We start from the raw sequence: 12,863 nt of genomic DNA, 5'->3' as shown, positions 1-12,863 counted from the left end.
TAACCTTCCCTATTCATTTTAACATAGATTCCCATATTTCTTCCTTTTTCGCTAATAAATAACTGTTTAAATGATAGAAAAGGAGTTTTATACATGTCTTTGATTCATAAAACAATGTTTTACTCTGACAATGGTTTGGGATAGCGGAGGAAAATGTTTATTCTTGGATTTAATTCACTTTTTCTCCTGATAAAGATACTGATAACGCAAGATTAAATAAAGTGACTGTTGATTGAATCTTTGGTGAGAAGAAAATACGGATACGAGAAAATTGATTGGTGGATTGGCTTTTTTGGGGCTAAATTCCTTTTCTTCTAATCTATTTTGTAGTTGTAATAGAAAACGAGATAAAATGAAGATTTTATTGGAGGATAATGGAACGGTTTATGGCTCTATTAATATTATCTAGAAAGGCGCCAATTTAGGTTACGATAAATAGACTATTTCTGCGCGCTAATAATTAGAAGGTAGACAACCGTTTGAAAAGAATAGTATCGATAATAACGAGTATAGAAAGAATAAGTAGAAAACAGCTGGACAATGAATTTTGAAGCTGCTGTCTGCATTTACAAACAGCAGCCTCTCTAAAAGTTATCTAATCAAACTTTAGAAAATTAACGATAAACTAAGCCACCATCTGTTAAGATTGCTTGTCCTGTAATATAATCGGCATCATCAGAAGCTAAAAATGATACTAAGTTTGCTACATCTCTTGGTGTTTGGTAACGTTGTAATGCAATATCTGCGCTATACTGAGCAAATGCTTCACCTGGTTGTAAAGCACCATTACTATAACGTACCATTTCTTCATCAATTCGATCCCACATTTTTGTTTTCGCAATCCCTGGACAATAAGCATTAACTGTAATTTGATATTTGGCAAGTTCTTTCGCAGCAGAATGTGTAAATGAACGTACTGCATGTTTTGTAGCAGAATAAGTACCTAACATTTCAAAAGATTCATGACCTGCTATACTGCAAGCGTTTATGACTTTACCTTTTGACCCTTGCGCTATAAATTGTTTAGCAGCAGCTTGTGTACCAAAAACTACACCATTTACATTGATGTTAAATAGGCGGTTTAATTCATTTTCTTCAATTTCTAAGAAAGGTTTAACTGCATCAATACCTGCATTGTTTACAAATACATCTAAACGTCCAAATGCGTCTACTGCTTTTTGGACAAGATTAAACTGATCTTCTCGTTTTGAAACATCTCCCACAACACCAATTACATCAGCATTTTGAGATTTCATTTCTTCCAGAGTGGCATTCAATAACTCTTGATTGATGTCATGTATTACTACTTTGAAACCATCTTTAAGTAAACGCTCTGCAATACCACGCCCTAAACCACCGGCTGAACCTGTAATAACTGCAACTTTACTCATTGAATAAACACCTCTTGTAATAAATTATTACTGAAAAATCAGTTTTTTGTCACTTTATTATATTAATAAACTATAAAATAAAAATCAAATCATTTGAATTCAAGCAATTTTCAAATTTGGTCACCACTCCCCTCGAAAAATCATGTTTCAGAGGATGTGTTTATGAGCGTTTTTGTATAATTGATGTTGGAATTTGTTGAGCATCTATATAGGCTATACCTTTATCGCTAAATTAATCAAACAAACGTTTAACGAAAAAAACAACAGGGTACAAATTAAACATAACCTGAAATAAGGAGTGTTGAATCATGGCAGAAAATAAACATAGTATAGCGGATAAAGTTAAAAGTGGCGTATCGAAAGTAAAAGGCGAAGTAAAAGACCAGCTTGGTAATGCAAAAGGCGATACAAGCATGCAAGCTGATGGTAAAAAAGATAAACTGAAAGGAAAAATGCAAGAAGCCGCAGGAAAATTTAAAGAGGATGTAGACCGTAAGTAATCAAAACAAAAACATACTAAAAGAGCCCTTCCATGCTTATACTACACATCAAAGGGCTCTTTATTGTTCTTATCTTAATTGGTGTTTTTTCCTCCACCATTTAAACCTTCTTTAATTAACTCATTTACCTGACTATTTACAACTAATCCCAAATGGCCAACACCGCTTATTTGTACGTTTTTAGCGCCTTCCAATTTTGAAAGCATATTAGGAACTAAATAATCATTTTTGCTGTAAATAGAAGTGTATAGGATTTTGTGATTAGGATCTTCCCCTACAGGTGCTTTTGATGTGATGAATTTGTTGGGAGATCCCAATGTAATCACATCATTTACCTTCGTTCCGCCCGTATTTTGGATATACTTAAGGGTATTGATTCCACCAGCACTGTGAGCGATAATATCCACTTTATTTTTTCCAGTTTCCTTTAACACTTTATCTACATATGATTCAAGCTGCTTTGCATTCGTCAAGCTGTTGCCTGTTTTATCAATTAATTCAATAGCGAATAATTCATCAGAAGACCAGCCTTGCTTAAGTAAATAATTTTTTATTGCAAGAAAGTTTGTACTGTTGCCGCCAGTTCCGTGAACATAAATTACTGGATCATGTCCAGTTGTCTGAGCTTTTAAAACAGTTGGATTCATACCCATAACAGAAATGATAATCGCGATACTCATAGTTAGTGATAATAATAGTTTAGTTTTTTTCATGATATTCCTCCCTGTTTGGTTGACTGCTATCTTGCTATATCATTGTTATATATTTTAAGAGCAGAAACAACCGGTAACTTTTTCTAGTCTGTTCAAAGATTAGATGAATACGCCTTTCGGATACACAACTCTACTTGAAAATACGTGGTATTAAACTCCTTTTCTCTTTTATTATTATAATAAACCTTTTTTATTCATTTCCTCTTCTTCAAAAAAAGTAGGCTATGTTAAAGATAAAGGTTGTTTTAAAATTATCAAATAAAAAACTCGCTAAATTCCATTTGGAAGGCGAGTTGTTTTAATTTACTCTTTTTAAACCACAGGCTCTGCCTGTGTGAAAATAAAACTTGTAGAGTCGTATTAGAAAAAACTCCAATCGTTATAATAGAAGATGGCCGTCAAACCAACTTCAAATAACGAGAGGAGTTCTGCTCATGTCGAGCGACAATAGTTTATCACATACAAGATGGAATTGTAAGTATCATATCGTATTTATTCCCAAATACAGAAGGAAAGTAGTATATGGGAAATTAAGAAAAGATATAGGTGCTATATTGAGAAAACTATGTGAAATGAAAGATGTAGAAATAATGGAAGCACATGCCATGCCAGATCATATACACATGCTGGTAAAAATACCACCGAAAATGTCTGTTTCGTATTTCATGGGATATTTAAAAGGTAAAAGTTCATTGATGATCCATGATAGACATGCAAATTTAAAATATAATCATGGAAATCGAACGTTTTGGGCGAAAGGATATTACGTAAGTACGGTTGGATTAAACGAAAAAACAATTGCAAAGTATATACGAGAGCAAGAAGCAGAGGACCGTTTGCGAGATAATATGAGCAAACGAGAATACGTCGATCCATTTAAAGATAAGTAGGGAGAGTAAACGGTTGGCGGTCAATTTAGAGGTCCCTTTAGGGGCTTCGTTGGTAAAGTGCCCTTATAGGGCGAAATTAAAACCGCCGGTTCTACCGGCGGATACTTACTTTTAAATTAATCTCTCTGAATAAAATATGGACCACATTCAGTTTCATGCGTCATAATAAATGTCCATTTGTAATTCCAATCCATTACATAAATGTCACTATAGTACATGTGGCGTTCGATATATGGTAGTTCATTGATTGAAAGAGTGTCTCCATTTTCAAGAAGGTAAGCATCGTCAATAAATTGATAAAATATTGTACATTTATTCTTTGATTGATTAAGAAATGCTGTTATTGCTTCATCCTTCTCAAGGCACTTAACCTTTTCCCAACTACATAAGTGCCAGAGGAAATTATCCATCCAAATCTCTTTTTGTTCCTCTTTTGAAAGATGACTTGCAAAACATTCACGCCATCTCCCTCGCAAATAGTTTCCCCACTTCGGTATTTCAATTTTCTTTATTTGTTTATTTCTCATATTTTTAAAATTCCTCTCTACCTATTAAAAAGCAATCTCTCTTAATCTCAACATCTTTGCAGTTTCCAAGGTTCAGTTCACACTAGCTATAATTAGCATTGATTTTTTCTTACTTAAATCGTTTTCCATTCTTCTATTATCAAGGAACTGAAACCAAACTAAATAGAGCTGCAAATATTTTGTTGATACACCATTAAATCGATTAATCCATTTCTTCAATCTAGAATGATAATTATTGATGTTGTTCAAATTGTAAATGCCTTTTTTGACATATTCATTCTTGTTTCCATTGATAACAACGTGCTCTATATCGTTTTTAGTAGTATAAAATTTATATGAATTATGGGCATCGGAAATTAACACTGTATCACTAGGAAGATAGGGTGTAAGAATTCCATCGATTTGTTCAGTTAAAATCCTTCCTGACCCAACTTGTCTAGATAGGGTAGTCTTATTTCGGTCTCTTGCTACTAATACACAAACATGTTCATTGGATATTCCTCTTTTAGTAGCGGATCCGCCCCGTTTTCTGTGCTTATGACGTGAAATAATATTTCGACCTTTTGAACTTTCCAAGAAATAGGTCTCATCAACTTCTACAATTCCTTCAAATGAATCTAACCCTTCTTTAACTAATGAAGATAAAACTTTATGTCTCCAATAAAAAAACAGTAACGTGGGTAATGCCAACGATTTTAGCTGTTTTTCGTAACGATAAACCTTTCAACATACATTCAATAAAATTCACCCATTTGTCTGCTTTTTTGGTTCTATACATAGGCAAATTTGTAAGGTGGTTGCTTAATTTTGAGCAGTCTTTGCATTTGTAACGTTGGCGACCATTTCTTTTACCAAAAAGGCTTACACAATGGCGACAATGAAAGCCACTAGAAATTTTTCTTTCTCTTAATTCGTCAATTAATCCACCGTGCTGAGAAGCAGAAAGCGTAAATGGCGAGTTAAAAAATCTAAAATATACTTTTTTCTTTGTCACTTAAATTAGCAATATCAGATAGTATGGTCGAAACAGTCATTTTAAGTACCCCACTTGTATTTATTAAATTCAGGATACCACAATTAACAAAACAGAGACTATATTATTAAACACTACTATCTTTTATGTATTTACAATTCTCTCATCGATCTAAAGCATCAATTTTGTGAATAGCTCGTTAGCTAGCAAAACAAAAAACACGGCTAGTATTAACCGTGTTTGAGAATTAACAATCACCATGTTTATTAAGATGTAATGGCGGTGGGATAAGCCAGCCTTTTTCTTTATTTAAGCGAAGAACTTTTGCTCCAAGAGCTGCCTTTTTGGTATGAAATTGACCATACATAGCAGCAACGTCTTCTCTGATGGATTTACCAATTATTTGACTGCAAGTTACTAAACCTGCAGCAATATCAGCAGAAAGTGTTGCGGCTATTGCAGGATCTGGTATTCTTGCACCGACTGGAATATCCTCTAAACAAGCATCAGGAGGTTCGGGTGCAGCCGGTGGTAAACCGACACCATTTTCTTTTAAAAGCTCTTCCAGCTGTTTTTTTTCTTCTTTGCAAGTTTCAATAACTTCGACTAATAACTTCTTTAAATCCCCATCACCAGCATGATTCAACATCGTTTGATAGCCTGCTGTCATACTATTTCCGACTAGTTGCGATGCCCAAATATCAAAAACTTCCCCATAGTGTAACGGCTCTTCCTTTGGATTTCCAGATAAAATCCCCATCAATAATCCTCCTTCATGTTTAGTAACTCTATAGTTAGTGCGTCCGTTCGCACTTCCATAGCTTTTCCAACATAAGAGAAGAATATTGATAATTTCACTTTCATCTATATAACGAAAACGATTACAACAAGTAAGTAAATTAGGGATTATAATATCATCAAATACCGTCTCTTCCATAACTATAAAGATATCCATGCTTATTCACATATATGTTTTATTGATATAAGGTAAGTAAATTAAATATATCCTCCAACAGTAAGTTGGCAAAGGATTCATCGATCTTTTTACCGGATTGTGCTTGAATTAATTTTGTCATGGCATGTAAATTATTCCTGATTTGTTTGTTATTCATCTTTTCCTTTTGAATAATATGGTTAATCTTTACATGTAGATTATTAGCGATCTCATTATTTATCCATTCTTTGTCTCTTCCATAATTAATCGCTTCCCTTAAATGATTGATATCCATTATAACGTTTAGCTGATATATTTCTTCAGCCACATTTCCAGCCTGATCGGTAGCGAGTACCTTAATGGTATGTTCTCCTAAAGATAGAGAATACGGTTTGATTTCTATCGGGTTGCTTACAGCCACATCATCTAAGTAAAACTCTTTACTTGCTATATCGCTATAAGAATCAGACATCGCAAATGCTAAATTGACGGTGTCGGTTCGATAAATATCCTCCGCTTCTGGCGCTGATATAGTTGGAGATTCTTTATCGATAAATTGAATAGAATGTGTTTTGCCAATCGAATTGGCCACATTCACTTCCACCTGAATGGTTGGGGAATTCTGCAGAACTTTTATTTTATCATCTTTCTTATCTACTTCTAGTCCTGTTTTATTCATCTCGATTACGATTTTATCCTGTTTTTGTGTCGGATCTGAGACGGAAAGTGTCAAGCCATTTTTCTCTTCTTTTACCATTACAGATGCAGCGCTCCCTGCTTTAATGAAACCTACTGTGTCTTTTTGATAAAAGTTTGCTGCTGTTAGCTTAAGTGTTTCCTCTCTAACTGCCTGAACAGATGCTGTATTGGCAAGAATAGTAACATCAGGTTTCTCGCTGTAATTTTTTGTTTGTTCCACATCCTTATTAGGTAAAAGAACATAGGAGTAAGTTTCATCTACAGGCTGTTTGCCATGGTCAAAGGCTAAACTTAAATAATTTCTTGTAATGGATTCGGTAGATCCTCCACTATTAATTTCATTCCAAGATCCTGTTCTTGATTCCCGTAAACCACGGAGACTAGGTGAATTGGGAAAATAATAGCCTATATCTGATCCTTGAACATTTTTCTCTAAATGAGCCCATTGAACATCGTTTAAGACCTCTGAATCACCAAGTTCTTTTATCTTTTCTTCTCCATTGATCAGCAGCTTATTATTACCGTTGGCATTTAATTGTCGATTTTCAACAATTGTTTCTACTTCAGATTCTCCCGTGCTATTAATAGCTGCACCTAATGCCACAATTTCATCATCAAACATAAACCATGATTTTTTTCCTTTTAATGAACTTCCCGTTAACTTCTCAAGGGAAAAATCCATTCCTGCTGCACCATAAAGATCATCCAGATTAGAACCGCCAACCCATGACCTTGGGTTATAGTAGCTTTCCCAATCTTTTAAAGTTCCTTTCGATTGATCGGTTGTTGTTCCTGGTAATCGATAGCTGTCCACAGTTGGCCAGTAATCATTGCTGAATTGCTTTAAATCATTGTTATATAAATATGTAGCACCAGCCCCTGTGTACCAGCCTTTTTTATTTTCTCCATTGCCATATTCGAAACCTGAAATTCTATCAGAAAACATACTGATTCCAAAACCAAAATCAGGACGCAAATGAACAACACGGTCCATGCCTGCAAACACTTGATTCTTGATTAACTCACCCCTCGGTTCGATCGTTGTGTCATTCACCAGTGTATGGACAAGATGGATTTGATAAATGGATAAACCATTAACATAATTGCTAAAGGTCGTATCTGTTTGAATCCACTCTTTGACCATTTGTTTAATGGACAATGCATGTTCTTGTGGAGCTGCATCTGCTAACCGAAGCAAACTCAAAATCGTCGATCTGCCTGTTGCATGATCATTGGTGCTCTGCCTCGAAACACCTCTGCCTGACACCATGTCCATCATGGCGCCTTTATAAATAAGTGGTTCAAACGAATCGCTCACCCAGTTAAATACGTTGTCAACGTTTGAATCCTTGACCTCCCATGGTGAATCTTTTAATAAATACAACATATCAGCTGTTCGGCCGACCCATGTTGCTCCATATCCCCCTGTGTATGCAACATTAAAGTGTTGAACAAGTGAACCGTCTCTGTATACACCGTCCCCGCTGTTAACATAGATATATTCTTTACTAATGGAATCACGCCCTTTCAGTACCTTTCCGCTATTTTTTTCGATAATACCGCGAAGAGAAACAACTAAAGCCTTATCCAAAAGGTTTGCGCCTGTTTCACGGAAGTTTGGGTCACCAAGTGAAACCCGTTTCGTAGGATCAGGAACAAACCTGTCAATTGCTTTAATATAATTATTAATTTGAAGCGATGATAAATCGTTATACATTAACACCATAATATCGTTCAACGTTTGGGGAATTCCAATTTCCCAGTCCCACCAATTACCGTATTCTTCTTTATCAGCATTGTATCGATTATTATGCAACCAATCTAATCCAATAATAATATCAGTCTTTAAAGCTTGATTGCGAAACAATGCTGAACCTTTACTTGAATAAGCAAGAGCCATATCCTTTAAGCGTTGATAGGAGGTAGTAATTTGAGCTGAATTAGTTGTACTTTCATTATCTGCCCACAAGGAATTTCGATTCTCCATTTTATTCATCATATCCCATATACCTGTTCCATCCTTATTTGTAACTTTCTTTTCTAAGCCACTCATATAGGCGGCTGCATCCTGATCAGCCGGATTATAAAGCTCATTTCCTGTAAGTTTATGGAACCAACTTAATCGGAGCTCATCATAGTACCCAATGTCCTCCACAGAATCTACACTAATTAGACATTCTGCCGTAAAACCGCCATCTTTTGATGTTGCTTTAATAGTCGCAGCTCCTGACTCTGCGCCTGTAACAACGCCCGCGCTATTAACAGAGGCAATTTCAGGGTTGGAGGATGTCCAAGTTACCGTTTTGTCTGTCACATCAGCCGGTGTAAAAACAGGCTCCAAAGTCACTGTCTCTCCTATTCCTACCTTAACGGCATTTTGCTTTAACGAAAAATCCGTTACTGTTTTATCTGATTCTTTCAAAGCCACTTCATCAAACCAAGCCTGTCCTTTTGCTGTTTCAAAAAATAACTCTATTCTTACTTTACTTGCATTATTAGGAATCGTTAAACCAAGCCGTTTTGTGTTCCAATCCTGTGAACCTTTTAATTTTTCAGTAGAAGGTCCATCGCTGATTTTTTTGTTTGCACTATCTAAATATTGTGTTCGGACAAATACACCTCCACCAGAGGCTTCAATATTTTCTGTTTTGACCCAGAAAGATAATTGATAAGTGAAGCCAGACTTGACAGAAACATCTTGGAGAACATCCGCTCTGCTAGTTTCTGTGGCTTTGATAGAAATAGATTTTTCACCCTCGTAAAATACACTATCGTCCATTCGCAGCTCCGGGGTACCACTTGGAATCCAGGTGCTCCATTTTCCTGGCCCCTCACTATTTGCCCAAGAACTATTACTCGTTACCGTCTCAAACCCACCATTCTGGATCAAATTCTCGTTTATCGTTTCTTCAGCTGTGATGTTACGAGCAGGGAGAACGAAACTAATTATCATGAAAGTGAATAAAAAAACACTAATTCCTTTTTGCATTTTCCCATCCTCCATATACAGTTTTGTAATCAAAACGTGGATTATAGCTTTTAGTTAGAATCGTATTTTTATTAGATAAAGTCATGAGAGTTAAACTAGGTATTATTAAGCTCGACATTAACTGGTCGACAGTTAAGTAATCTTTGAATTGTCATTAGAGCAAAACAAGTTCTATAAGGAATTTGTTCAAAAAAGTCCCCTGATCTTGACATTATTATTTTCTATCTGTCTAATCAGGGGAGATAAAGTATATGGTAATCTGAAATTATTTTATATATATTGGTTTATTAGCAAAATGGATTTCTTCTGAGTAGATACCTTCTGTTTCAAATATAATTAAACGGTTCATTCCTTTTTTAACAAAGGAGCCGGTATATACAATGAACCGGTTGGGCCTACATTCCAAAAACGCCCTAAATGAAAACCATTTAATTCTGCCATCCCTTTCCCGAAACCCGAACAGTCTAGAAATGTATCCACACATTCTTCTAATTCAAACACATATTCATAAAAACCTGGTTGATTTTTCTCCCAGCTGCGAGAAAAGTCTACCTTGCTTAAGTCATCTAATGTTAATGGATAATGATCAAAATAATGATGAAAATGAATGTCAATCATCACTCCAGAACGAATTCCTTTTCGTTGGGTTGGCGAGAGTAATCTTCCTCCATAATTTACCCGTCCAACATTTTCCACTAAAATACTCAATTCCTTTGTTTCTTTTGGTAAAACAAAAGAACTGCCGAGTGTTTCCTGATATTCAGTGTGAATCCATTGTTCATCCGCAAAAATTTGTACTCGATCGTTTGCCTCAACGACTTGACAGTTGTCGATTTGCTCTCTATTGTCTATTTTTGTTTGATAGAGAATATAGCCATAATTCTGATCTAATTCTTCCATTGTTAGTGTATGTGAATGAGTTATCTTTTGGCTTAAAGTCGGAAGCGTACTAAATAAAGAGACTTTTCGGTTTAGTTTGACGCTCCCTAAATCTTTTCTGACTAAATCTCGCGGTTGATCTTGCCAGCAGTTTTCAACTACTTTTTTTATGGCCTTTTGGACAGCAAAATATTTTTCTGTTGGTTCTCCCCACTCCGTTAGAAGGGCATCGTAATCATAGGAGGTGATTTGCGGAAGGTCAATGCCGTTACGGCTTGAACAACCATTCATAAAACCAAAGTTCGTTCCACCATGAAACATGTAAAAATTGATGCTTCCAAGTTGCAGTAGTTCCTCCACTTCACCAGCTAGCTCATCTGGGTCCCGTCTGATAATTTCGTTTCCCCAGCGATTAAACCAGCCATCCCAAAATTCCATACACATTAACGGCCATGCTTTATTATTTTCCTGATGGAAAGCAGCTAACTCTTTGAGATTATGACTTGACTTGGATCCAAAGTTTCCTGTAGGTAGAATATCATCCTCCAAAAGACTTCCCGCTTTTAAAGCCTCATGCCATGTGCCATCAGAAGTAAATAGTGGTACTTCTGCCCCATGCTTAACCATTAAATCTTTTATTCTTTTCACATACTCTTTATCATTTCCAAAGGATCCATACTCATTTTCCACTTGCATCATAATAACAGGACCACCCTTTGTAACTTGAAGTGGTCTAATCACATCAAATAGTGATTGATAATAAGTATCTACTTTTGATAAAAAATTGGATGAACGACTGCGGATTCGCATTGTCCGATCTTTTAAAAGCCATGCTGGTAAACCTCCAAATTCCCATTCAGCACAAATATAAGGAGAAGGTCTTACTATGACATATAATCCAAGCCTTTCAGCTGTCTTTATAAATTCTTTAACATCTGCAATCCCGTCAAAGTTGTATATTCCTTCTTGTGGTTCATGTAAATTCCAAGGAATATAAGTCTCTACCGTATTGCAGCCGAGTGCTTTCAAATTAAAGAGGCTGTGCTCCCAATACTCAGGCACAATCCTAAAATAATGAACTGCACCTGAAATAATTTTAAATTCCTCTCCATTTAACAAGAACTCTTTACCAATTTGAAAGCTTGTCATCTTATCCTCCCATCTTATTTCATGAACATCGTTAAACATTTTATTACCAATATGTTTCCCAGGTAGGTCTTAATAGACGAAATAATGCCTCCATATAGAAGTAATCTCCCCATAGATTAGGTTCGTCTACGCCTTTACCCTCTTGATATGCATAAACACCATGTAATAGTAAACCTTCATTCCCTTCCACATTTTGAGAAGTATACGAATCTCGTAGCACTTTCACCATTCCAGCAGCTAATTTGTCTGCATCCGGATAAAGACTGACTTTCTTCGCAGATAAAAGACCACAGGCCGCTATAGCCAATGACGAACTATCGCGTACTTGACCATCTTCCTTCGTAAAGGCAAAATCCCAGTAAGGTACTATATCATCAGGAAGGTTTGCCAAAAAATAATCAACCGTTTTTTCATAGACGAATTCATTTCGCAGTGATGGATTGTATAAGCTGTTAAGCGGCAATCCTAAAACAGCCCAAGCTTGCCCTCTTGCCCAGCATGAATCATCACGATAACCTTGGTGCGTTGCTCCAGATAGAGGTTCCCCATTTTCATGATTAAAATAGTACGTATGGTATGTTGAATAATCTTCTCTAAAGATGTGGTTGCACACTTGGTGATAATGGTTCACTGCTTTTTGATAATATTTCTCTTCCCCTGATAACCGCCAGACATCGAATAATAAGGGCAAATTTATTAAGGAATCAATAATAAGGCGATATTCTTTTTCATTGTTTAATGCACCCCATGCTTGCAAAAACTTGCCCTTAGGCTGGTATCTCTCTAATAATTTATCTGCTGCTCCTTTTAACAGTGGAATAAAATCTTCCGTACTAGTAACACGATAACCAGCACCTACTGATAAACTATATAAAAAGCCGAGATCGTGATGATCTAACACAATATTCTCTTTTAAGCGAATTTTAAAGCTTTTTATTTGTTCAAGTGCAGCATTTTTAAAGGCTGCATCCTGAGTATATTCATAGGCGATCCACAGCATCCCTGTCCAGAAGCCGTTTGTCCAGTCATCATTGTCTTTCAAACGATATTTTCCATTTGTCGCTTCTGCAGAGGGAAATTTATTCTGATATCGTGCTAGATTCGACTTTAGCTTTGCGCAAATCCAATCAAGCTCTTTCTCGATATCATCATTTGTTAATAGGTTGCCTGATTCTAATAACTTCTCTTTGATACTTTGTAACTCTGCCATTTATTCACC

General features: G+C 35.9%; 9 protein-coding genes and 1 pseudogene. 2 read left to right on the top strand and 8 right to left on the bottom strand.

The window, feature by feature from the left end:
• Positions 1-614 precede the first annotated feature (614 nt).
• Entirely contained in the window at positions 615-1,391 is a 777-nt protein-coding gene (locus C2I06_RS04370) for an acetoin reductase (RefSeq protein WP_095328296.1), read from the bottom strand.
• A gap of 308 nt (positions 1,392-1,699) precedes the next feature.
• On the opposite strand from C2I06_RS04370, the gene C2I06_RS04365 reads away from it, so the two are divergent.
• On the top strand, positions 1,700-1,891 hold the full coding sequence (locus C2I06_RS04365) for a CsbD family protein (RefSeq protein ID WP_095328295.1): 192 nt from the start codon (positions 1,700-1,702) through the stop codon (positions 1,889-1,891).
• A gap of 74 nt (positions 1,892-1,965) precedes the next feature.
• Here C2I06_RS04365 and C2I06_RS04360 read toward each other — a convergent pair whose 3' ends face one another.
• Positions 1,966-2,604, bottom strand: a complete 639-nt coding sequence (locus C2I06_RS04360; protein WP_123257537.1) for an esterase/lipase family protein — start codon at positions 2,602-2,604, stop codon at positions 1,966-1,968.
• A 434-nt stretch (positions 2,605-3,038) separates the two neighbouring features.
• On the opposite strand from C2I06_RS04360, the gene tnpA reads away from it, so the two are divergent.
• Positions 3,039-3,494, top strand: coding sequence for an IS200/IS605 family transposase (tnpA, locus tag C2I06_RS04355; RefSeq protein WP_095330205.1), 456 nt, complete (start codon positions 3,039-3,041; stop codon positions 3,492-3,494).
• A 116-nt stretch (positions 3,495-3,610) separates the two neighbouring features.
• Here tnpA and C2I06_RS04350 read toward each other — a convergent pair whose 3' ends face one another.
• The 6 genes and pseudogenes from C2I06_RS04350 to C2I06_RS04325 all read right to left on the bottom strand — a co-directional run bounded on the left by C2I06_RS04350 (position 3,611) and on the right by C2I06_RS04325 (position 12,854).
• Positions 3,611-4,021: a DUF4275 family protein gene (locus C2I06_RS04350; protein WP_095328293.1), complete on the bottom strand. Its 411-nt coding sequence runs from the start codon at positions 4,019-4,021 to the stop codon at positions 3,611-3,613.
• Positions 4,022-4,093: 72 nt separating this feature from the next.
• Positions 4,094-5,055 (bottom strand): annotated as a pseudogene (locus C2I06_RS04345) (IS1595 family transposase).
• A gap of 186 nt (positions 5,056-5,241) precedes the next feature.
• Positions 5,242-5,754, bottom strand: coding sequence for a DUF3231 family protein (locus C2I06_RS04340; RefSeq protein WP_095328291.1), 513 nt, complete (start codon positions 5,752-5,754; stop codon positions 5,242-5,244).
• Between the two features lie 214 nt (positions 5,755-5,968).
• Entirely contained in the window at positions 5,969-9,616 is a 3,648-nt protein-coding gene (locus C2I06_RS04335) for a polysaccharide lyase family 8 super-sandwich domain-containing protein (protein ID WP_164463617.1), read from the bottom strand.
• Between the two features lie 345 nt (positions 9,617-9,961).
• Entirely contained in the window at positions 9,962-11,644 is a 1,683-nt protein-coding gene (locus C2I06_RS04330; protein ID WP_420915959.1) for a glycoside hydrolase family 35 protein, read from the bottom strand.
• 43 nt (positions 11,645-11,687) lie between these two features.
• Entirely contained in the window at positions 11,688-12,854 is a 1,167-nt protein-coding gene (locus tag C2I06_RS04325) for a glycoside hydrolase family 88 protein (RefSeq protein WP_123257535.1), read from the bottom strand.
• Positions 12,855-12,863 lie beyond the last annotated feature (9 nt).

The organism is Niallia circulans, assembly GCF_003726095.1.
GTDB lineage: Bacteria > Bacillota > Bacilli > Bacillales > Cytobacillaceae > Niallia > Niallia circulans_A.
This window is presented reverse-complemented; position numbering and strand designations above follow the sequence as displayed.